16 protein-coding genes and 2 pseudogenes are annotated in these 22,277 nt (G+C 72.1%); 14 read left to right on the forward strand and 4 right to left on the reverse strand.

The genetic code is table 11. The features are described 5' to 3' along the window. Position 1: 1 nt before the first annotated feature. The gene (gene crtI / locus QM809_RS11720; RefSeq protein WP_415045968.1) at positions 2 to 1,510 is read right to left on the reverse strand and encodes a phytoene desaturase family protein; all 1,509 of its coding nucleotides are present in this window, start codon (positions 1,508 to 1,510) and stop codon (positions 2 to 4) included. Positions 1,511 to 1,636: 126 nt separating this feature from the next. After that, positions 1,637 to 2,773, reverse strand: a complete 1,137-nt coding sequence (locus QM809_RS11725) for a polyprenyl synthetase family protein (protein ID WP_415045969.1) — start codon at positions 2,771 to 2,773, stop codon at positions 1,637 to 1,639. Between the two features lie 206 nt (positions 2,774 to 2,979). On the opposite strand from QM809_RS11725, the pseudogene QM809_RS11730 reads away from it, so the two are divergent. Beyond that, a pseudogene (locus QM809_RS11730) lies at positions 2,980 to 3,889 on the forward strand (methylenetetrahydrofolate reductase). Positions 3,890 to 3,966: 77 nt separating this feature from the next. Here the strand turns inward: QM809_RS11730 and QM809_RS11735 are convergent. After that, positions 3,967 to 4,875: an LppM family (lipo)protein gene (locus tag QM809_RS11735; RefSeq protein WP_415045970.1), complete on the reverse strand. Its 909-nt coding sequence runs from the start codon at positions 4,873 to 4,875 to the stop codon at positions 3,967 to 3,969. A 4-nt stretch (positions 4,876 to 4,879) separates the two neighbouring features. Next, a complete protein-coding gene (locus tag QM809_RS11740; RefSeq protein WP_415045971.1) occupies positions 4,880 to 5,551 on the reverse strand; it encodes a GNAT family N-acetyltransferase in 672 nt (223 codons plus the stop codon). A gap of 169 nt (positions 5,552 to 5,720) precedes the next feature. On the opposite strand from QM809_RS11740, the gene QM809_RS11745 reads away from it, so the two are divergent. The 13 genes and pseudogenes from QM809_RS11745 (at position 5,721) to QM809_RS11805 (ending at position 22,171) form a co-directional block, all read left to right on the forward strand. Then, positions 5,721 to 6,167: an SAV_6107 family HEPN domain-containing protein gene (locus QM809_RS11745; protein WP_415047066.1), complete on the forward strand. Its 447-nt coding sequence runs from the start codon at positions 5,721 to 5,723 to the stop codon at positions 6,165 to 6,167. Between the two features lie 154 nt (positions 6,168 to 6,321). Beyond that, positions 6,322 to 6,723 carry a DUF3040 domain-containing protein gene (locus QM809_RS11750; RefSeq protein ID WP_415045972.1) on the forward strand — a complete coding sequence of 134 codons (402 nt, stop codon included), beginning with the start codon at positions 6,322 to 6,324 and terminating at the stop codon, positions 6,721 to 6,723. A gap of 411 nt (positions 6,724 to 7,134) precedes the next feature. Beyond that, on the forward strand, positions 7,135 to 7,572 hold the full coding sequence (gene mraZ, locus QM809_RS11755; RefSeq protein ID WP_415045973.1) for a division/cell wall cluster transcriptional repressor MraZ: 438 nt from the start codon (positions 7,135 to 7,137) through the stop codon (positions 7,570 to 7,572). A gap of 212 nt (positions 7,573 to 7,784) precedes the next feature. After that, entirely contained in the window at positions 7,785 to 8,828 is a 1,044-nt protein-coding gene (gene rsmH / locus QM809_RS11760) for a 16S rRNA (cytosine(1402)-N(4))-methyltransferase RsmH (RefSeq protein ID WP_415045974.1), read from the forward strand. After that, positions 8,828 to 9,637: a hypothetical protein gene (locus tag QM809_RS11765; protein WP_415045975.1), complete on the forward strand. Its 810-nt coding sequence runs from the start codon at positions 8,828 to 8,830 to the stop codon at positions 9,635 to 9,637. Before rsmH ends, QM809_RS11765 begins: the two co-directional genes overlap by 1 nt. 26 nt (positions 9,638 to 9,663) lie before the next feature. Further along, complete coding sequence (locus QM809_RS11770; protein WP_415045976.1) at positions 9,664 to 11,508, forward strand: peptidoglycan D,D-transpeptidase FtsI family protein; 1,845 nt, start codon at positions 9,664 to 9,666, stop codon at positions 11,506 to 11,508. A 174-nt stretch (positions 11,509 to 11,682) separates the two neighbouring features. Beyond that, positions 11,683 to 13,276: pseudogene (locus QM809_RS11775) on the forward strand (UDP-N-acetylmuramoyl-L-alanyl-D-glutamate--2,6-diaminopimelate ligase); the annotation flags it as partial. Between the two features lie 703 nt (positions 13,277 to 13,979). Next, positions 13,980 to 15,050 (forward strand): phospho-N-acetylmuramoyl-pentapeptide-transferase, encoded by a 1,071-nt coding sequence (mraY, locus tag QM809_RS11780; protein ID WP_415045977.1) that lies wholly within the window; start codon positions 13,980 to 13,982, stop codon positions 15,048 to 15,050. A gap of 6 nt (positions 15,051 to 15,056) precedes the next feature. After that, on the forward strand, positions 15,057 to 16,598 hold the full coding sequence (gene murD / locus QM809_RS11785) for a UDP-N-acetylmuramoyl-L-alanine--D-glutamate ligase (RefSeq protein WP_415045978.1): 1,542 nt from the start codon (positions 15,057 to 15,059) through the stop codon (positions 16,596 to 16,598). A gap of 401 nt (positions 16,599 to 16,999) precedes the next feature. Continuing rightward, positions 17,000 to 18,769 carry a putative lipid II flippase FtsW gene (ftsW, locus tag QM809_RS11790; protein WP_415045979.1) on the forward strand — a complete coding sequence of 590 codons (1,770 nt, stop codon included), beginning with the start codon at positions 17,000 to 17,002 and terminating at the stop codon, positions 18,767 to 18,769. After that, the gene (gene murG, locus QM809_RS11795) at positions 18,766 to 19,920 is read left to right on the forward strand and encodes an undecaprenyldiphospho-muramoylpentapeptide beta-N-acetylglucosaminyltransferase (protein ID WP_415045980.1); all 1,155 of its coding nucleotides are present in this window, start codon (positions 18,766 to 18,768) and stop codon (positions 19,918 to 19,920) included. The genes ftsW and murG overlap by 4 nt, the downstream gene beginning before the upstream one ends. Continuing rightward, the gene (gene murC, locus QM809_RS11800; RefSeq protein ID WP_415045981.1) at positions 19,917 to 21,398 is read left to right on the forward strand and encodes a UDP-N-acetylmuramate--L-alanine ligase; all 1,482 of its coding nucleotides are present in this window, start codon (positions 19,917 to 19,919) and stop codon (positions 21,396 to 21,398) included. The genes murG and murC overlap by 4 nt, the downstream gene beginning before the upstream one ends. Beyond that, positions 21,395 to 22,171, forward strand: coding sequence for a cell division protein FtsQ/DivIB (locus tag QM809_RS11805; protein WP_415045982.1), 777 nt, complete (start codon positions 21,395 to 21,397; stop codon positions 22,169 to 22,171). Before murC ends, QM809_RS11805 begins: the two co-directional genes overlap by 4 nt. Positions 22,172 to 22,277: the final 106 nt, after the last annotated feature.

Below are 22,277 nucleotides of genomic sequence, written 5' to 3' on the forward strand. Positions count from 1 at the left end.
GTCAGCGGGCCGCGGCGGCGAGCAGCGCGTCGACGCGGTCGGCGGCCAGACCGCCGGAGATCAGCACCGGCGGGATGCCGACGCCGGGCACCGTCGCACTGCCGGCCAGGAAGAGGTTGTCGGTGCCCGGCCAGGTGTTGCGGGTCCGGAACGGCCCGGTCTGGGCGACGGTGTGCGCCGCCGAGAACGGGGTGCCCGCCGGCAGCCCGGCCCGCAGCCACGTCCGGGGATGATCGGTCCGCAGGACCTTCATCGCATCGATCCCGGGGTAGCCGCGCGCGGCCAGAGTGCCCAGCACCTCGGCGACGTACGGCCGGGCGACGACGTCCCAGTCCAGCGGTGCGCTGTCCAGGTTCGGGGTCGGGGCGAGCACCGACACCGACTCGTGGCCGTCGGCGACGAAGGTGTCCGGATCGCTCACCGCGCTGCGGGTGATCAGGAACGAGCCGTCGGTCATCGGCTTCCCGCGCCGACCGGTGATCTCGGCGAAGGTCTGCGTCCACGCCGCCCCGAAGTCGAGGGTGTGGTGTCCGGATCGCCAGGCGTCGGTGACCCCGACCGGCAGCAGTCCGTGCGCGACGACGGCGCTGGGCGAGTACCGCAGCCTGCGCCGCGGCCGCACTCCGAGCAGTGCGGCGACGGCATCGCGTTCGGCGGTCGCGATCACCGCGTCGGCGGGGATCGTCTCACCGTCGACGACGACGCCGGACACGGTCCGCGCGCCGTCCCGGGTCAGTCCGCGGGCGGGCGTGCCGTAGCGGAAGACGACGCCGGCGTCGGCGAGCGCTCCCGCCAGGACCTCGCCGATCCGGCCCATGCCGCCCGCCGGCGCCGACAGGCCCCGGCCGATGTCCATGTCGGCGATGATCGCGTAGATCGCCCGCGCCCGATGCGGCGGGACGCCCGCGTAGAGCGCCTGGAAGGTGAACGCGCGCTGCACCCGCTCGTCGTCGACGAACCGTGCGACCGCGCCGGTCAGGCCGCCGAGGGTGTGCAGCTGTGCCAGCCGCGCCGCCGCGCTCCGGGTGCGGGCATCGCCCAGGTCGGACAGACCGTCGAAGTTGCGGTCGATGAAGACGTCGAACTCGGCGTCGTACACCTCGCGCAGCCAGCCGAGCAGTTCCTCGGTGCCGCGCGCCGCGGCCGGTCCGAACGCCGCGGCGACGGCGCCCGGGATCTGCGCGGCGTCGTGGGGGAGCGCCAGGCCGGTGCCGTCGGCGTAGTTCATCACGTAGCCGGGGTCCACGGGGCGCAGCGCGAGCCGGGCGAGGGCCTCGGCCGGATCGAGACCGAGCTCGACCATCGGGTTCACGACGAGCTCGGGCATGGTGAGGATGGTGGCGCCGGTGTCGAAGCGGTGACCGTCGACGGTCTCGGTGCGGACCAGTCCGCCGGGGGTGTCGGCCGACTCGACCACGGTCACCCGGTGGCCGCGGCCGCGCAGGCGGGCGGCCGCGGCCAGACCGGACAGTCCGGCGCCGATGATGACGACATGGGGATCAGGAGTCATGGGTGTCTCCGGGGTCTCGGGATCGGGGCGGTCGGGGGCTCGGGTGGATCCGCCGCGGGGCGGGTCGGACGGGCGGCCGCGGGCACGCCGGAGCCCGCCGGGAGTCGGTTCCCGCGGGCGGTCGGGTCAGGTGTGACGATGGGTGATGCGGTGGGCGAGCGCGGTGAGCTCGTCGCGGGCCTCGTCGGCCGTCGGCAGCGCGTCGATCTCGGTCAGCGCCGCCGACAGGTGCGCGTCGATCTGGGCTTCGACGTCGGCGAGCGCCCCGGACTCGGTGAGGATCGTCCGGGCGGCGGTCAGCTCGTCGTCGGACAGCGGTCGCCCGAGCAGCCCGCGGAGCGCGTCGGCGGTCGCCGGAGCGGAGTTCGCCAGCGCCGAACCGATGAGGACGGTGCGCTTGCCCGCGATCAGGTCGTCGCCGGACGGTTTGCCGGTCTGCTCCGGATCGCCGAAGGCGCCCAGCACGTCGTCGCGCATCTGGAAGGCCAGCCCGAGACCGGTGCCGATGCGGCGCAGCGCCGCCGACAGGTCGGGCGAGGCGCCGCCGAGCGCCGCGCCGATCTCCAACGGCCGGGCGACGGTGTAGGCCGCCGTCTTGTACTCCATCACGCGGTAGGCGGCGTCGACGGACTCGTCGCCGGAGACCTCGTTGGTGATGTCCAGGAGCTGGCCGCCGAGGACCTCGGTGCGCATCAGCGACCAGAGTCGTCCGGCCGCGACGGGCAGGGGCTCGGGGGACCCTTCGACGGAGCTCAGGGAGCGGGATGCAGGGCTCGGGGAGGGGGAGACCGGGACGTAGCCGTGGACCAGATCGTCGGCCCAGGCCAGGGCGAGGTCGCCGAGCAGGATCGCCGTCGAGGAGCCGTGGTGGGCGGCGTCGCCCGCCCAGCCGAGTTCGCGGTGCACGCGCTCGAAGCGCCGATGCACGGTGGGGTTGCCGCGCCGGGTGTCGCTGCGGTCCAGGATGTCGTCGTGCACCAGGGCGCATGCCTGGATGAGTTCGATCGCCGCGCCGGTCCGGACCATCAGGGCCTCGGTGTCGGCGGCGTCGCCGGGCGCCCGGTCGGCGGTCACCGCGCAGCGCCAGCCGGCGTGGACGAAGAGCGGCCGGATCCGTTTGCCGCCGTTCAGCACGAACTCGGCCAGGGCGACACCGGTCCGGGCGACGGTCGGGGAGATCCGGTCGAGGGACGTCGCGGCGGCGGAGAAGAAGTCCTGCAGGACCGATTCGACGGCGCCGGGGACCTGCTGCTGACTCAACACGCGGGTAAGCCTACCGGGGTGGTCCCGGTGGTCGGGAAGCCGTGAGAGACGGGTGTCTACCCGATCACATGCGGTGCGTCAACGCCCCTTCGAGGTCTGCGCAAAACCCGTTCGGCGAGTCGTGCGCCGAACCGGTACGCCCGTAACATGATCGCGTGACCGCACCTTCCGCCGATACCACCGGGCAGCAGACCGTCGTCGAGCGCCTGGCCGCTCCGCACCGCGGACCCGTGCCCTTCTCCGTCGAGTTCTTCCCGCCGCGTTCGGCGGAGGAGGAGTCCCGGCTGTGGCACGCGGTACGGGTGTTCGAGCGGATGAACCCCGCATTCGTGTCGCTGACCTACGGGGCGGGCGGGTCCACGCGCGACCGGACCGTGCGCATCGCGGGCGAACTCGCGACGTCGACGACGCTGACCACCGTGGCGCACTTGACCGCGGTGAACCACAGCGTGGACGAACTGCGCGGCCTGATCGGCGCGTACGCGGACAAGGGGATCACGAATCTGCTCGCGCTGCGCGGCGATCCGCCCGGTGATCCGCTGGGCGAATGGGTCAGACATCCGCGAGGCGTGGAGTACGCGAACCAGCTGGTGGAACTGATCGGTTCGCTCGGCGACTTCCACACCGGCGTCGCGTCGTTCCCCGAAGGCCACCACCGCGCCCCGAACCTGGCCGCCGACACCGGCAACCTGGTCCGCAAGCTGCGCGCCGGCGCCGAGTACTCGGTGACGCAGATCTTCTTCGACGTCGAGGACTACCTGCGGCTGCGTGATCGCGTGGTGGCCGCCGACCCCGAACAGGGCGCCAAGCCGATCATCCCCGGGATCATGCCGATCACCTCGCTCGCGAGCGTGCGTCGGATGGTCCAGCTCTCCGGCAGCGTGCTTCCGACCGCGGTGGCCGAACGGCTGGCCGCGGCGGCGGGCGACGGCCCCGAGGAGGACCGCGAGGCCGTGCGCGCCGTCGGGCATCGACCTGTGCACCGAGATGTCCGAGCGGCTGATCGCCGAGGGCGCTCCGTGCCTGCACTTCTGCAGCCTCAACTTCGCGCGGGCGACCAGCGAGGTGCTGGAGCGGATCGGCGTCGACACGCGTGGAGCGCTCGCACCGGTGTGAGGACGCCCCTCGCTGCGGCGTGACGGGTGTCGGCCCCGGCGGGAGTCGGTGAGCCGGATGTCGGCCGCGCCGCCGGATCAGTCGCGCTGAGCGGTTGCGCTCTCCGCCGATGCGGGCTCGTCGTCGTCTCCGGTCTCCGCCTCCGGGGCGTCGTCGTCCGTCTTCTTCTTCGCGCCGGTCCCGGACCGGCGCTTCTCGATCGCCTCGAGGATTCTGCGCGGGTGCCATGCGCTCTGCGGTGCGTTCGCGCGCTCGGGATCGACGTACCGCGGAGTGCGGTCGCGGGAACGGTAGGCGGCGGCGGCGACCAGCCCGGAGACGGCGAGGCACGACAGCACCATGAGCCAGGTCCAGCTCGGGAGCGCGGCCGTGGCGGGGTCGGGATATTCGGCGTCGGCGTTGAAATCGGCGTTCTGCCCGGGCTCGGGAGTCCAGTTGATCGAGTTCTCGCCCGCCCGCTCGCCGTTGGTGGCCACCACCGGTCCGCCGAAGTCGACGGTGATCGAGAGGTAGTCGTTGCGCGGCGAGAGCTCGGTCAACGACGCGCCGCCGCGCAGCCGGACGATGCTGCCGCTGCGGGTCGCGCTCAGATCGACCGTCGCCCCGTGTCCGAGCGCGGTGGAGACGATGTCGCCGAGCTGGGCGAACTGGCCGGCGCTGAGGTTCGAGTAGGTGAGCTGACTGCCGACCTTGCCCGCGGACGGAGAGTCGGCGGCGGCGCCCTTCTCGGCGGAGAAGTCCGTGATGCCGATCGACCCCAGCATCGAGTTGGGCACGTCGAACGTGGGACGCGTGGGGGAGCTGGCCGAGGTGGCCGCGACGATGATGTACCCGGAGTACTGGTCGCCGACGTGCTCCGAGCGCGTCATGCAGCCGCCGAGCAGGGGGACGAGCGTCAGCAGTGCGACAACGGCGAGAACCGGCAGGCGGCGGGCGCGGCGGCGGTCCGGGTGGCCGTGATCCGGGCGTCGAAGGAGAGATGGCACGGTGTCATCGTGCCAGAGTCGGCGCCGCGTCGGCGGGAAGCGGTGTCGGCGGCAGCGGCAGATCGCGTCCGAGGAAGGCGAACGGGCGCGGATCTCCGGCGAAGAGGAAGTGCCGCAGCACGTCGCCGAAGCCGAGCCTGCGGTACAGCGACCACGCGCGGTTCTCCTCGCCCGGCACCTCCGGCGTCGAGAGCAGCACCCGGGACTCCGGGCGGTCGGTGAGCAGCGTGGTGAGCAGCGCCTGCCCGAGACCTCGGCCCTGGGCGAGCGGATGGACGTGGATCTCGGTGAGCTCGAAGTAGTCGGAGGCGACCGCCTCGATGTGCTCGCGCGAACACCCGCGGCCGGCCAGTCCGGTCCGCAGCTGCCGGTTCCACCACTGATCCGGATATCCGGTGTACCCGTAGGCGACGCCGACCAGCACCTCGCGCTCGAGGGTCCACGGCGCCTCCACCCGCAGTCGTGCGTGGCCGGGCCGCAGCAGATCCATCGCCGAGACGGTCGTCAGTGCGCCGACCGCCCGCCAGCCGGGGCGGCGCAGATGATCGCGCCAGAGCCCGATCCGATTGAACTCGGTGCCCTTCGGATAGCGCATCGCGGTGACGTAGGTGTGGACCGCGGGTTCGAGCCAGAGGTGGGCGTCGTCGGCGGGCAGGTCGATCAGCCGCATCGACATCGTGATTCCGCCCTTCTCGTCGCCGGCATGCGCGTCACATCGCGCGTTCCGAGAGATTAGCCGGACTCGAAGCGGGGGCCGAGAGCGGGCCGTGCCCCGTCGTCGACCGGAATTGTCAGAGGGTCGTGAGATCTTGCTCTCAACGGAAGACGAAAGGGGGTGCGTGATCATGATCGCCGATCCGCACGTGGTGCATCGCAGTCGTGACCTGCTCGAGCGCGCCGAGGTGCTCTTCGAGGAGGCGTCGCGGGTGCACGACGACGGCGCCGAGCGGTTCCGGCAGTTCTATCTGGCCGCCCTCCGGGCCTCCGGTGCCGTGCTGGCGCTCCACGAACCCGCCGGGCCGGTGCGTCGCCGCCGGAACGCGCGCGATGCCTGGAGTCGCATCACGGCGGTCGCGCCGGAGTACACCGAACTCGCCGAGTACTTCGGTGGCCTGTCGGCGATGCGCTCGAAGGTGGAGACGGGTCTGGTGCGCCGGGTCGACGACATGCTCTGCGCGCGTGTCGAGCGCCGGGCCGCCGAGTTCCTGGACGCCGCCGACGCCAGCCTGCTCGCCTACGAACAGGGGCGGCTCGGAAGTGCGGGGCGCGCGGCCCGCAGACTGGGTGCTTGACGGGGTGCTCGAGCGGGTCGATTCGGCGTCTGCGGGAAAGCTTCCGGATGCTTGGGGTAATAGTGGTCGTGAGGCTGTCGAGCTTCTATCATGGAACCCAGCGGTCGACGAGTGTGCGTCGATCCACACCACCGGACAGTAAGGGAGGAGCGCGGTGCCGCTTTCGGAGCATGAGCAGCGGATGCTCGATGAGATTGAGAGCGCGCTTTACGCCGAAGACCCGAAGTTCGTCTCCAGCGTCAGTAAGCAGCGCGTAGGCCGCCCGGATGGTCGGCGTCGGTGGCAGGCCGCCCTGCTGCTGTTGATCGGACTGGGGCTGCTGGTCGGTGGGATCATGGTCGACGTGCGGATCGGCGAGTTCCCGATCATCAGCCTGGTCGGATTCTTCGTGATGTTCGCCGGCGGTCTGCTGCTGATCTTCACGCCGCACGGCGGCTCGGTGCCGTCCGGCGGGGCCCGCGGGACGGGCGCGGGGCAGGGGGCGCCGTCGCGGGACTCGTTCTCCTCGCGCATGGAGGACCGTTTCAACAAGCGTTTCGACCAGGACGGTCGCTGACCGATCCACCGCGACCGGAGACGGTCGCGAGCGACACTCGGGGTCGCGGTCTCGTGCAGAGACCGCGGCCCCGTTTCGCATTCTCCGCACCACGCGGTGTCGTGGCCTCGCGGTTCCCCACCGTTCCCCACCCGGACCACCCACTTCTCCCCACCACGGTGAGATCACCCGCCTCACCCGTCACATCCGTATGCTTCCGACACACTGGATGCGGTGGCGGTGTGAGGTGGACGCTATGTTTCTCCCGGTGCCGGGTTCTCTCAGGAATCCTGTGACCAGTGACTTTTGTGGCTGGTGGTGCAGGAGTGGGGTGGAGTGGATGGAAAGTGGGGGAAAGTGGGGTAATGTGGGGATCATCGACAGGGAGGGACCCGGTACCTTCCTGTCGGCGCCGGGTCAGGAGGTGACGGCGTGGCTGGCTTCGTCGGCACGTACTCACCCAAGCTCGACGACAAGGGGCGACTCACGTTGCCCGCGAAGTTTCGTAACGCACTGTCAGGAGGGGTCGTGGTCACGAAGGGCCTGGATCACAGCCTGTCGGTGTACCCCGCGGAGGAGTTCGAGGCCACCGCGGCGAAGGTGAACGCGGCATCGCGCAACGATCCCGCGGCGCGCGCGTTCGTCCGACTGATGCTCGCGGGCGCCGACGAGCAGAATCTCGACGGGCAGGGGCGCGTGCATCTGAACGTCGGACTCCGCGGTTGGGCCCAACTGCAGAAGGAGTGCGTGGTCACCGGGCAGTACGACCACCTGGAGATCTGGGACGCGGCGCGCTGGGCGGCGTACGAGGCAGCCCACGAGGAGGCCTTCGCGGCCGGCGGCTCGGCCGCGTTGGACGCGATTCTCTGAACACATATGAAGAACTGGACCGCTGCGGTGAGGCGAGGCCTCAGCCCGGCCGACCCTGGCGTACTTCCCCAGCGTCAGGTGCGACTCGGGCGGGGACCCCGCCTCACCGCAGCGCCGATTCTTCAGCCGGATGATCCGGCGATCCGTGCGAGTACAGGGAGCATCGCGCGCCGGACACGGTGCGCAGTCGACCACAGGGGAGGGGTGCAGTGATGAGCGATCAGCCCGAATCCCCCTCCGGTGAGCCCGGATCCCCGTCGGAGCCGGAATCCCGGTCCGGCGAGCACGGTCACATCCCGGTCATGGCCGACCGGATGTACGAACTGCTCGCTCCCGCGCTCACCCGCCACGCGCCGGACGGCTCCGGGGCCGTCTTGATCGACGGCACGCTGGGGGCGGGCGGTCACACCGAACTCTTCCTCACCCGGCTGCCCGGACTCACCGTGCACGGCATCGACCGCGACGAGAACGCCCTGGCCGTGGCCGGTGCGCGACTCGCGTCGTTCGGCGACCGGGCGGTGTTGCACCACGCCCGCTACGACCAGATCGCCGACGTGGCCGTCGACGCCGGGCTCACCGCCGTCGACGGCGTCCTGCTCGACCTCGGCGTCTCGTCGATGCAGCTGGACCAGGCCGAGCGGGGTTTCGCGTATGCGATCGACGCCCCGCTGGACATGCGGATGAACGCCGACGACGCACTCACCGCCGCCGACGTCCTCAACACCTACGACCACGGGTCCCTCGCCCGGGTCCTCAGCGAGTACGGCGAGGAGCGGTTCGCCGGGAAGATCGCGTCCGCGGTGCTCCGGGCCCGTGAACAAGAGCCGTTCACCACCAGCGGACGCCTCGTCGAACTGCTGTACGCGACCATCCCGGCCGCGACCCGCCGCACCGGCGGGCACCCCGCCAAACGCACCTTCCAGGCGTTGCGCATCGAGGTGAACCGGGAACTCGACTCGCTGCGCGGGGTGGTGCCCGCGGCCCTCGACCTGCTCGATGTCGGTGGACGCCTCGCGGTGATGAGCTACCAGTCGCTGGAGGACCGCATCGTCAAGCGGGACTTCGCGCAGGCCGTCCGGAACACCACTCCGGTGGGCCTGCCCGTCGACCTGCCGGGGACCGCGGCACGTTTCGCCCTGGTGACCCGCGGCGCCGAACAGGCCGATGAGCAGCAGCGCCGGGAGAACCCGCGGTCGGCTCCGGTCCGGGTGCGGGCCATCGAACGAATCGCTCCGGACGACGAAGGGAGCCGGTGATGACGCTGATCGACGATCGCCGGGCCACCGTGCGTCATGCCACCAGGCGGAGCGCCCAGGGCGCGACGACCCGCACCGCCCGCAGACCCGGGGCGGCCCGGACGTCGTCGAACCGCGACGACGTCCGCGCCACGCGGGCGCCGGGCAGTCGGCCGCCGCGCCGCGCCGCGCAGCCGGTCGCGGTCAAGCCGTCCGGTGTGCTCTCCGGTCTGGCCGACGTCCCGTTCATCGTGCCGATCGTGTTGTTGGTGATCGGCGCGCTGGGTCTGACGCTGTTCCTGTCGACGACCGCCGCGCAGGATTCGTACGCGCTGGAGTCGATCCGGCAGACCAACCGTGATCTCACCGAGAAGCGGGACAGCCTGCAGCACGCCGCCGATGCCGGAGACTCGTCGCCCGAGCTGGCCGACAAGGCGGCCAAGCTGGGCATGGTCCCGGGGGCGCCGGGCGCCGCCGGTCCGCAGCTCGTCGTCGGACCCGACGGCAAGGCACGGCTGAAGGGCAGGCTCGCCCCGTCCGACGGCAGCCGGCTCGGTTCGCTGAACCCGACCCCCGACCCGGTCACGGAGATCGACCCGAACAAGGTCGACGACTCCGGCGGGCTCGCGGGCAACCCGGCCCCTGCGACGTCGCAGGAACCCGCGACCCCCGAGCCCACGACCACCGAACCCGCGGTGCCCGAGCCTGCGGTGCCGGAGTCCGCGGCACCCGAGGTCGCTCCGCCGACGATGACGACGCCGACGCCGACCCCCAACGTCCTGCCGCAGAACGCCGCCGTCCCGGGCAGTGACCTCCCCGAAGCCCGCTGATCGAACGAGAGGATGGATCGACGCCCATGACCGCTCCACGCTCCTCGGTCCGGCGCTCCCGCACCGGTGGTGACCGTGCGACCCGGCACTTCGTCGGCCGCACCCGGATCCTGACGGTGCTCGCCCTGATCCTCGCGCTCGCGGTGGCCGGTCGACTGCTGTACGTCAATGTGATCGAGGCCCCGGCGCTGGCGGCGCAGGCCGCGCAGCAGCGCGAGGACACCGTCACCCTGTACGCCGAGCGCGGGGCGATCCTCGACCGCAACGGCAAACCGCTGGCGTACACCGGTGACGCCCGGGCGCTCACCTTCCTGCCGAAGGCGGTGCGCAAGTCGATCGCGGCCGAGCACGAGAAGAGGCCGGAGCTGCCCGACGTCGACACGCGTCTGCGGCAGATCGCCGACGGCGTCTCGGCCGGGCTGGGCGGATCGATCTCGTCGGAGGATCTGCTGGCGAAACTCATGTCCGACCAGCAGTTCGTCTATCTGGCCCGCTCGGTCAGCGTGGAGACCGCGAACCGCATCACGCGCGACTTCCCGGAGGTCGGCGCCGACCCCCAGGCCATCCGGTTGTACCCGGGCGGCTCGCTGGCGGCCAACGTCGTCGGCGGCGTGAACTTCGACGGTCACGGGGCGATCGGCCTGGAGTCGTCGCTCGATCCGATCCTCGCGGGCATGAACGGCACGGAGACCTTCGACCGCGGTTCCGACGGTGCGGTGATCCCGGGCAGCAAACGCAACGTGCACCCGGCGATCGACGGCAAGACGGTGCGGCTGACCCTCGACTCGGACATCCAGTGGTACGTCCAGACGCAGGTCAACGAGGCGAAGAAGAACTCGGGCGCCAAGAACGCCTCGGCGGTGGTCCTGGATGCGCGCACCGGCGAGGTGCTGGCGATGGCGAACGACAGCACGTTCAACGCCGCCCGGCCGCTCGACGAGCAGAAGGACGCCGACCTGGGCAACCGTGCGGTGATGTCGCCGTTCGAGCCGGGATCGGTGAACAAGCTGGTGGTGGCCGCGGCGGCCGTCGAATACGGCCTCACCACACCCGACGAGGTGCACCGGGTGGCCGGCCAGATCCAGATGTCCGGGATCACGGTGAAGGATGCGTGGGAGCACGGCGTGGTGCCGTTCACCACCACCGGGATCTTCGGGAAGTCGTCGAACGTCGGCACCCTGATGCTGGCGCAGAAGGTCGGGGAGAAGCGGTTCGCGGACATGCTGTCGGCGTTCGGTCTCGGCCGACGCACCGGGATCGGCCTGCCCGGCGAGAGCGCGGGCGCGGTGCCCGCGCTGAGCCAGTGGTCCGGCGGTTCGTTCGCGAACCTGCCGATCGGGCAGGGCCTGTCGATGACGCTGCTGCAGATGACCGCCATGTACCAGGCCATCGCGAACGACGGTCTGCGGATCGAGCCGCGGATCCTGCGCGCGGACACCGGCGGCCGCGGCGCCGGCTTCAGCTCCCCCAAGAAGGTGCGGGTGGTGAGCCCGCAGACGGCGAAGACCGTCCGGGAGATGTTCCGCGCGGTGATGCAGGACGATCCGTCGGGCGTGCAGAGCGGCACCGGAGCCAAGGGCGCGATCGACGGCTACCAGACCTCGGGCAAGACCGGCACCGCCCAGCAGGTGGATCCGGCGTGCAACTGCTACTCGAAGTCGAGCTACAACATCACGTTCGCCGGGATCACCCCCGCCGACGATCCGCGCTACGTGATCGGCATCATGCTCGACAACCCGACGCGCAGCTCGGACGGCAGCGGCGGCCAGTCGGCGGCGCCGCTGTTCGGCACGATCGGTGCGTGGCTCCTGCAGCACGACAAGGTCCCGCATTCGGCACGCCAGGCGCCGCGGGTGAGGCTGGAGGCGTGACCGCGAGGTGACGGGCCTCGAGCGGGACCGGTCACTCCCGGTGCGGCCGGGCGGCGCCCGGAGGAACCACAGGACTTAGTCTGGGCGGCGACGAGCCTGCCGGCTCAGGAGACGACGGATCGAAGTGAGGACGCGAGCGACGTGGCGGAGAACAGCGACCGGGTGCACCCTGCGATGGTGCGGCCCGAACGTCCCGTGGGAGCGGATCTGACCGAGCTCGCCGAGCTCGTCGGCGCCGAACTGGTCGGCGGGGACAGATCCCTGCACGGGGTGACCCTGCGTGCCCAGGAGGCCGGCCCCGGCGACCTGTTCGCGGCGCTGCCCGGCAGCCGGGTGCACGGTGCCCGTTTCGCGGCCGAGGCGGTCGCCGGCGGCGCCGTCGCGGTACTCACCGATGCGAACGGGCTCGCGCTGCTCCGCGTGGACGAGGCGATGGCCGCGGTCCCGGTGCTGGTGCACGACGATCCGCGCGGTGTGCTCGGCCGGGCGTCGGCGCGCATCTACGGCGATCCGTCGGCGCGGCTCACCCTGATCGGGATCACCGGGACCTCCGGCAAGACCACCACGGCGTACCTGACCGAGGCCGCGCTGCGGGCCGCGGGCCGGGTGGTCGGACTGGTCGGCACCGTCGAGATCCGGATCGACGGCGAGCGCGTCCCCAGTTCGCTCACGACACCCGAGGCCCCCGACCTGCAGCGACTGTTCGCGGTGATGGTGGAGCGGGGCGTCGACACGGTGGTGATGGAGGTCTCCAGTCACGCGCTCTCGCTGGGGCGGGTGGACGGCAGCCGGTTCGCGGTGGGCGGGTTCACCAATCTCTCGCAGGACCACCTCGACTTCCACCACTCCATGGACGAGTACTTCCAGGCCAAGGCGCATTCTGTTCCGGGCGGGTTCGCCGGTGCGTGCGGAGACGGCGGTGATCTGCACCGACGACCGCTGGGGCGCGGACATGGCGCGGGTCGCGGAGTCCGGCGGCGCGTCCACCGCGCGGGTCTCGACCACCGGCCCCGGTGACTGGAGCGTGGTGAGTCGTCTGGAGACGTCGGAGACGGGCTCGCAGACCGTGGTGATCCGGGCTCCGGGCGGCGCCGGGAGCGGAACGAGCGGGTCGGATGACACCGGCGCCGTGAGCGGGCCGGGTGCGGCGGGTGCCGAGCACGTGATGGTCGTGCCGCTGCCGGGCGCGTACAACGTGGCGAACGCGCTGCTCGCGGTCGGGCTCGCGGTGGCCGCCGGGGTCCCGGTGGACGTCGCCGTCGGGGGACTGGCGCTGGTGTCGGTCCCGGGACGGCTGGAGAAGATCGAGCGAGGGCAGGACTTCCTCGCCGTCGTCGACTACGCGCACAAACCGGCCGCCGTGGAGGCGGTGCTGGCCACTCTCGCGGCGCAGACGAACGGTCGGGTCGGGGTGGTGCTCGGCGCCGGCGGCGATCGGGACACCGAGAAGCGGCCCCTGATGGGTGCCGCGGCGGCGCGCGGCGCCGACTTCGTCGTGGTGACCGACGACAATCCGCGCAGCGAGGATCCGGCCGTGATCCGCGCCGCGGTGCTCGCCGGTGCGGAAGGGGTGATCGGCGACGAGCGCCGGGCCCGGCGGATCACCGAGATCGGCGACCGCGCCGAGGCGATCGCGGCGGCGGTCGCGTGGGCCGAGGCCGGGGACGTGGTGCTGGTCGCGGGCAAGGGGCACGAGACCGGCCAGGAGATCGCCGGACACAAGCATCCGTTCGACGACCGCGAGGTCCTCGCCGCGGCGATCACCGCGCACGCGGCGGAGACGACCGGCGCACCCGGAACGGAGGCGTCCGGAACAGAGACGTCCGGGGCTCCGCTCACGGTGTACACCGTCGAGGGGACGGCGACCGTGGCCCGGGCCCGGACGCTGCTCCGCGTCGCGGTCTCCGACGCCGCCGACCTGGGGATCGGGAGCGCGCACCGCCGGGTCGGCGCGGATCCGGCGGAGGGTCGTCGCACCTGGGCGGTGTTCGGCGAGCTGACCTCCGACGAGGCCGCCGCCGACGTCGATGCCCGCTGCATCGAGCACGATCTGATCGGGCGGCAGGCGGTGCGGCTGGCCGTCGACCAGACGCTCGCCGTCGGGGCGACCCGCCTGGCGCGGTCGCTCTATCAGGGCGCGATCCAGGAGGGCTCGTGGGGCGAGGAGGCGGCTTTCTTCACCACCGCCGACGAGCTGATCGAGCACTTCCGCGCGGCGGCCGGGACTCCGGACGCACCGCGCGCCGGCGACCTGGTGCTGGTGGTCGGCGGCGACGGACTGGTACCGGGTCTGCTCGACCTGTGGAACGCCGACGCGGCGCTCGACGTGCGGGTCCGGACCCGGTGAGAGGGCGACGGGGCCGCGCGCGGCAGAATGTTACGGACCGATACCCGGCGGTAGCCTGCAGGCCGGCCGGGGTCATCATTCGGCCGTCGCGGAATGCGACGGGGGACGACGAAGGACGCATGCTTTGACTCAGATCCTGATCGCCGGCGCGATCTCGCTGGCCGTGGCGATTCTGCTGACCCCGGTGCTGATCCGTGAGTTCGCCCGGCGTCGCTGGGGCCAGGAGATCCGCCAGGACGGCCCCGCGAGCCACCAGGCGAAAGCCGGCACCCCGTCCATGGGCGGCGTGGCCATCCTCATCGCGATCTGGGCCGGCTACCTCGGTTCGTACCTGTTCAGCTGGGCCATGGGCGACGGCGGGCCGTCCGCCTCGGGCCTGCTGGTGCTCGGTCTGGCGACCGGCCTGGGTCTGGTCGGCTTCCTCGACGACTTCGTCAAGCTGGCGCGCCACCGGAACCTGGGGCTGAACAAGACGCAGAAGACGGTGGGCCAGCTCGTGGTCGCGATCGTGTTCGCGATCCTGTTCCTGCAGTTCCCGGACAGCAAGGGCCGCACCCCGGCCAGCGACCACCTCTCCTACGTCCGCGACATCGAGGTGATCACGCTCACCGGCGTCGGCTTCGTGTTCTTCTGCTGGCTCGTGGTGTACGCGTGGTCGAACGCGGTCAACTTCACCGACGGGCTCGACGGTCTGGCGGCCGGGTCCACGGCCATGGTCATGGGCACCTACGTGCTGATCACCATGTGGCAGAGCACCTACTCGTGCGATGTGAACTCCGATGCCACCTGCTACGACGTCCGCGATGCGCACGACCTCGCCGTCGTCGCGATGGTCGCCGCCGCGGCCTGTCTCGGCTTCCTCTGGTGGAACGCGGCACCGGCGAAGATCTTCATGGGCGACACCGGTTCGCTGGCGCTGGGCGGCGTCGTGGCCGGTCTGTCGATCACGACCCGCACCGAGCTGCTGATGATCGTCATCGGTGCGCTGTTCGTGGCCGAGATGATCTCGGTGGTGGTCCAGGTGGCGTCGTTCCGGACCACCGGCAAGCGGCCGTTCCGGATGGCGCCGTTCCACCACCACTTCGAGCTCGCGGGATGGGACCAGACCACGGTCATCATCCGGTTCTGGCTGCTCACCGCGATCTCCTGTGCGCTGGGACTGGGCCTGTTCTACGGCGAGTGGGTCGCGGGCTGATCTGAGATGTCCTTCTCGACCGAACCCCTGGACCTCGTCGGCGCTCACGTCCTGGTGGCCGGCGCCGGAACCACCGGTGCCGCCGTCGTCGCGGCGCTCGACGAGTTCGGCGCGCGCAGCGTCGTCGTCGACCGTCGTTTCGCCGATGCCGCCGCGGCCTCCGGCGCTCACGAGCAGCGTTCCCCCGACGACTACCTGACCGGGCCGGAGGCCTTCGACGACGTCGATCTGGTGGTGACGTCGCCGGGTTTCCCGCCGACCAACGAGTTCCTGGTGGCCGCACAGGCCGCGGGCGTGCCGGTGTGGGGCGATGTGGAGCTGGCCTGGCGCCTCGATGCGGCGGGTCTGACCGGCGCCCCGCGGACCTGGCTGGTGATCACCGGCACCAACGGCAAGACCACGACCACGTCGATGACCGAGGCGATCTGCGAGGCGGCGGGCCTGGCGGTGGCCGCCTGCGGGAACATCGGTCTCCCGGTGGTGGCGGCGTTGCGGGCCGAGCCGCGGGCCGACGTGCTGGCGGTGGAGCTCTCGTCGTTCCAGTTGCACTGGGCGCCGTCGGTCCGGCCGCGCGCCGGGGTGGTCCTGAACGTGGCCGACGACCACCTGGACTGGCACGGCTCGTTCGAGGCCTACCGCGATGCGAAGGCCGGGGTGCTGACCGGCGAGATCGCGGTGGTCGGGCTCGACGACGCGGTGGCGTCCGCGCTGCCGGTGCCCGCCGGATCCCGGCGGGTGGGCTTCACCCTGGCGGTGCCGGGACCGGGTGAGCTCGGGGTGCGGGACGGCATCCGGAGCGGAACCCTGGTCGACGCCGCGTTCGACGACGACGGTGCGGTCCGCCCGGCCGCGGCGGCGCCCGCCGACCTGGTCGGGGCCGACCGGGTGCAGCCGAGCGGGCCGTCGGGGGTGGCCGATGCGCTCGCCGCCGCGGCGTTGACCCGGGCGATCGGGGTGTCGGCCGATGCGGTCGCGCGCGGACTCGCCGGATTCTCGCCTGCCGCGCACCGGGGGCAGACGGTCGCGGAGTTGGACGGGGTGCGGTTCGTCGACGACTCCAAGGCGACCAATCCGCACGCCGCGCAGGCGGCGATCGACGCGCACGACCGCGTGGTGCTCATCGCGGGGGGACTGCTCAAGGGCGCGCCGGTGGACGATCTCGTGACGCGCTCGGCCGATCGGCTCGCCGGAGTGGTCGCGATCGGCCGGGATCGTGCCGTGATTCTCGACGCGATTGCACGACACGCCCCACAAGTCCCAGTAGTCACAGTATTCACAGGGGACGATGGTGCGGTGATCACTCATCGCACCTCCGACACCGTTTCGCTTCCGGCTGCGCCGCAGTCGTCGGCGGCCGACGCCGTGATGGCGCAGGCCGTCGCGGAGGCCTGGTCGCTGGCGCAGGCCGCGCCGGGCACCGGCGCCGTCCTGTTGGCGCCGGCGGCCGCCTCGCTGGACATGTTCGCCTCGTACGGCGCGCGCGGCGACAGCTTCGCCGCCGCGGCGCGGACGCTGGCCGGCGCGACACGCGGCGACGCGGAGCGCTGACATGGCGCCCGACGACCCGGCCGACGATCTCGACGATGCGGCCGGGACCGAGGCGACGACCCGGAAGGCCGACGGCGCTCGGGCGACGCGTGCCGTGCGGCGAGGATCCGGCGAGGACCCGGAGAGCGGCGGGTCGGCCGCCGGGGGCGCCTCCCTCGACGTCGTGAACGACGGCGCGGACCGGGATCCGGCGGCGGACGACTCGGCGGCGGACGACGACGAGAGTTCCGCGGACGCCGACGACCCCGCGGACCCGGCCGAGGCCGACTCCGCGAAGAGCACCGCGGGGCGGTCGCGGCGGCGCCGTCGCAAGCCCGGCGAAGCGGTGCGCGCGCCGGGCCGGAACCGCAGACCGGCCCGCACGGCGCAGCCGGCCAAACCGCTGCACCTGGGTCTTCAGAATGCCCAAGGTGGACCTCCGGGCCTGGGTGCAGACCGCGGTGGAGGGCACCCAGACGCTGATGGGACGCCCGCTGACCTCGTTCCACCTGGTGGTGGGCCTCACCGCGGTGCTCACGGTGCTCGGTCTGATCATGGTCTGGTCGGCGTCCGCGGTGGAGGGCTACGCCGAGAAGCAGTCCGCGTACGGCGCCTTCGGCACGCAGGCCGTGTTCGCGGTGCTCGGCTGGGCCGGTTTCTACCTGATCCTCCGGGTGCAGATCCGCTTCTACCGGCGGTTCGCGACCTTCGGTATCGTGGCGAGCCTGGTGCTGCTGGCGCTGGTCCTGGTGCCCTCCCTGGGCGTCGAGGTGGACGGCGCCCGCCGCTGGTTCCAGATCGCGGGCGTCTCGATCCAGCCGTCCGACATCGCCAAGGTGGCCCTGTGCGTGTGGGGCGCCCACGTCCTGGCCGGCCGCCGGACCACCGGTGCGTGGGTCCGAGAGCTGATGATCCCGCTGGTGCCGGTCGTCATCCTCATGGCCTTCCTGATCATCGCCGAACCGAACCTCTCGACCACCGTGATCATCCTGGTCATCACCGCCGCGCTGCTCTGGTTCGCCGGGCTTCCCGGTTCGGTGTTCGCGGCGTTCGTCGGACTGTTCTCCGTCGCCGGGGTGATCGCGGCGTTCAGCGCGGACTACCGTGCGGCGCGCGTGTTCAGCTTCCTCGGATCGGCGGATCCGCTGGACGGCGGCTACCAGGCGATGCAGGCCAAGTTCGCCCTCGCCAACGGCGGCGTGTTCGGCGTCGGGCTCGGGCAGAGCACCGCCAAGTGGAGCTATCTGCCGAACGCGCACAACGACTTCATCTTCGCGATCCTGGTCGAGGAGACCGGTCTGATCGGCGGGATGACCGTCGTCGTGCTGTTCCTGATGCTCGGTTACGTCGGCATGCGGATCGCGCGGCGCTCGGCCGACCCCTTCCTACGGCTGCTCACCGGGACGATCACGGTGCTGATCACGACGCAGATGTTCATCAACGTGGGCTATGTGGTGGGACTGCTGCCGGTGACCGGCATCCAGCTCCCGCTGCTGTCCCAGGGCGGCACCTCGATGCTGACGATGCTGCTGATGCTCGGCATGCTGGCCAGCGCGGCGCGGCACGAGCCCGAAGCCGTGATCGCCCTGTCGGGCAAACGGGGGAGTCCCGAGGGGCTCGCTCGGTGGCTGCACCTGCCGCCGCCCGCGGCCTTCCGGCCGCGCGTCACCGATCCGGCGCGGGATCGTTCCGACCGTCGTCGCAGCGCGGGTCGGATGCCCGACAGCCGACGCGATCGACGTCGTGCGCCGGGCTCGGGGGCGCCGCCTTCGGGTGCGCCCGGGCAGGCGCGGAACCGGCCCGCCGCACCGCGCGGCGCGACCGGACGGACGGCGGTCGTGCGCGGCGTCCGCCGCCCGCCCCCGTCGTCGAGCGCCCGGCCGAGAGGCATCGAGCCGGGCGGGGAGACCCGGCTGCACGCCGACGTCCCGGGTTCGACCGGGGCCTCGCGCCGCGGCGGTGATCGTCGCGCATCCGGGGCGTCCCCCCGACGTCCGGATCGGGCGGTGACGCAGCGCAGCGACGAGATCCACTATCCTGCAGGAAGGCGCGGCGGCCGGGTGCCTCCCGAGTCCCGGCGCTCCGCGGCCCGCGACACGGAGCCTCGTGAGCCGCGGCGGGCCCGGACCACCCGGTCCCCGATTCCGCCCAGAAACGACCCCCAGCCAGGAATGGAGTACAGACGCCGGTGAGTAGTAGTCAACAGTCCGCTCCCGCCGGTCTCTCCGTGGTGGTGGCCGGCGGCGGCACCGCCGGGCACATCGAGCCCGCACTGGCGGTGGCCGATGCGGTCCGCCGTCTGGACCCGACGGCCCGGGTCACCGCGCTCGGGACGGCCAAGGGCCTGGAGGGTGACCTGGTCCCCAGACGCGGCTTCGACCTCGAGCTGATCCCGCCCGCCCCGCTGCCGCGCAAACCCGGCAAGGATCTGGCGATGACCCCGTACCGGCTCAGCCGGTCGGTCGCGGCGGCCCGCCGCGTGCTGACCGAGGTCGACGCCGACGTCGTCGTGGGCTTCGGCGGTTACGTCGCGCTTCCGGCGTATCTCGCCGCGCGCGGACACGTCGGTCGGCGGCATCGTCTGCCGGTGCTGATCCACGAGGCCAACGCCAGCGCGGGGATCGCCAACAAGATCGGACAGCGGTTCGCCGAGCAGGTGATGGCCGCGGTGCCCGACTGCGGTCTGCCCGGCGCCGAAGTGGTCGGCATCCCGGTGCGCAGACAGATCGCCGAACTCGACCGTGACGCGCTGCGGGCCGAGGCCCGCGCGTTCTTCGGCCTCGACCCGGACGCGCCGACGCTGCTGGTCTTCGGCGGTTCGCAGGGGGCGCAGCAGCTCAACGAGGCCGTGGCCGGCGCCGCGGGAGCGCTCGGGGCCGCCGGTGTGGGCGTGCTGCACGCGCACGGAGCCAAGAACACCGTCTCGCCGCAGTCCCCGGACGGGGCGCCGGCGTACGTGACGCTCCCGTACGTCGACCGGATGGATCTCGCCTACGCCGCGGCCGACCTGGTGATCTGCCGGTCGGGCGCGATGACCGTCGCCGAGGTCACCGCGACGGGGCTGCCCGCGATCTACGTCCCGCTGCCGCACGGCAACGGCGAGCAGCGCCTCAACGCGCTGCCCGTGGTCGAGGCGGGGGCGGCGCTGCTCGTCGACAACGCGGACATGACCGCCGACTACGTGGCGCAGGAGGTTCCGGCGCTGCTCGGCGACCCCGGACGCCTCGACGCCATGCGGGAGGCGAGCGCGGGGAGCGGCCACCGCCGGGCGGCGGACACCGTCGCCTCGACGGCCCTCGCGCTGGCCTTCGAGCACCGGCGCGGCGCGGAGGCACGACGATGACCGACGCCCCGGCCGCCGTCCCCGGAGACCTCCCCGAGCAGCTGCATCGCGTCCACATGGTGGGCATCGGCGGGGCGGGCATGTCGGGTCTGGCCCGCATCCTGCTGGCACGCGGCGGACGGGTCTCCGGCTCCGATGCGCGGGAGAGCCACGGCGTCGTCGCCCTGCGGGCCCGCGGTGCGCACGTGCGGATCGGTCACGATCCGGCGGCGCTGGATCTGCTCGACGGCGGCCCCACCGTCGTCGTCACCACGCACGCGGCCATCCCGAAGGACAATCCCGAACTGGTCGAGGCCCGGCGCCGCGGCATCCCGATCCTGTACCGGCCGCATGTGCTGGCGCAGTTGATGGAGGGCTACCGCACGCTGCTGATCTGCGGCACCCACGGCAAGACCTCGACCACGTCGATGGCGGTGGTCGCGCTGCAGCACTGCGGTGCGGATCCCTCGTTCGCGATCGGCGGCGAACTCAACGAGTCGGGCACCAACGCCCACCACGGCAGCGGGGGCGTCTTCGTCGCCGAGGCCGACGAGAGCGACGGCTCGCTGCTCGAATACCTGCCCGACGTGGTGATCGTGACCAACATCGAAGCCGATCATCTCGACTTCTTCGGCACCGAGGAGGCCTACGTCGAGGTCTTCGACCGGTTCGTCGACCTGATCCGTCCGGGCGGCACCCTGGTGGTGTGCCTCGACGACCCGGGATCGGCGGCGCTCGGCGAGCGTTCGGCGGCCCGTCTCGGCGACCGGGGCATCGCGGTGCTCGGCTACGGCACCGGAGAGTGTCGTGCGGCCGCGCCGTCGGTGCCCTGGGCGGGACGGCTCAGCGACGTCGCCGCCCACGGCACCGGCAGCAGCACGCAGGTCGAGATCGAGCCGCCGCTGGTGCCCGCTCCGCTGAACCGCGGCATGCGGGTCACGTTGCCGGGCGTGCACATGGCCCGCAACGCGCTGGGGGCGCTGCTGGGCTGCCTCGCGGTGGATCCCGACACGCAGCCGGCGACCGTGCTCGACGGCATCGAGGGCTTCGGCGGCGTGCATCGCCGATTCGAGTTCCGCGGCACCGTCGCCGGGATCTCCGTGTACGACGACTACGCGCACCATCCCACCGAGGTGCGGGCCGTGCTGTCGGCGGCCCGTGATCTGGTGGGGGAGACCGGCGGCCGGGTGATCGCCGTCTTCCAACCGCACCTGTACTCGCGCACCGAGGAGTTCGCGACCGAGTTCGCCGAGGCGTTGAGCCTGGCGGACGAGGTGATCGTGGCCGACGTCTACGGCGCCCGTGAGGAGCCGCGGCCCGGGGTCACCGGCAAGCTGATCTCCGACGCGGTCACCGCGCCGGCCGCCTTCGTCGCCGCGGTGGACGATCTGCCCGCCGCGGTGGTGAGCCGGGCGCGGGCGGGCGACATCGTGCTGACCGTCGGCGCCGGCGACATCACCATGCAGGGGCCGTACATCCTCGCCGCGTTGGGGGCGTGATCGGACGCCGGACGACGGCGCCGAGGAATCCGGTGCCGGACGAGTACGCGGAGATGCGCCGCCGGGGGCGCCGCCGGCTGTGGCGACTCCTCGGTGCCCTCGCGTTGCTCGCCGTCGTCGGCGGCCTGGTCGCGGCGGCCTACTTCTCGCCGCTGATGTCGGTGCGCGACGTCACCGTCACCGGTGATTCGGCCGTCCCGCGGGACGAGATCCTCACGGTCGCCGAGGTCCCCTCGGGGCTGCCGTTGCTCCAGGTGGAGACCGCCGCGGTGGCCAACCGGATCGCGCGGATCCCGGGTGTCGAGTCGGTGAAGGTGGAACGCGGTTATCCGTCGACGGTGTCGATCGAGGTCGTCGAACGGACCCCGCGTGCAGTGGTCTCGACGGCACAGGGCAAGCTCGGGGTGATGGATCGGCTCGGCGTGGTCTACCTGGAGTTCGATTCGCGTGCGGCGATGGGGAAGGCGGGTCGCGACGGAGTGGCCTACCGGACTCTTCCGCGCGTGGAGGTCCCCACCCCGGGACCGGCCGATCCCACGACGGCCGCCGCCCTGGTGGTGGCCGGGGATCTGCCGGACTGGCTGCGCGGAGAAGTGGTGTCGATCACCGCCTCCTCGCCGGCCGACCTGCGGTTGAAGTTGACCAGGGAACGCACGGTGGTCTGGGGGGATGCGGAGCGCGGCGGCGACAAGGCCGAGGCGCTCGCGTATGTCCTGAGATTGCCGGGGAGTACATTCAACGTCTCGGCGCCGGAGTATCCTGCGGTGAGCTGAACCCGACCCGAGCGAGGAAGCGGGCCGGGGAGTAGAAATGTGTTCGGAAACTCGGCGCGCCTCCTGACTCACCGGCGGCGGGTCGATACGGTTTTCCTCGAGACCG

This window comes from Gordonia sp. (in: high G+C Gram-positive bacteria) (genome assembly GCF_047600385.1).
Lineage (GTDB): Bacteria > Actinomycetota > Actinomycetes > Mycobacteriales > Mycobacteriaceae > Gordonia.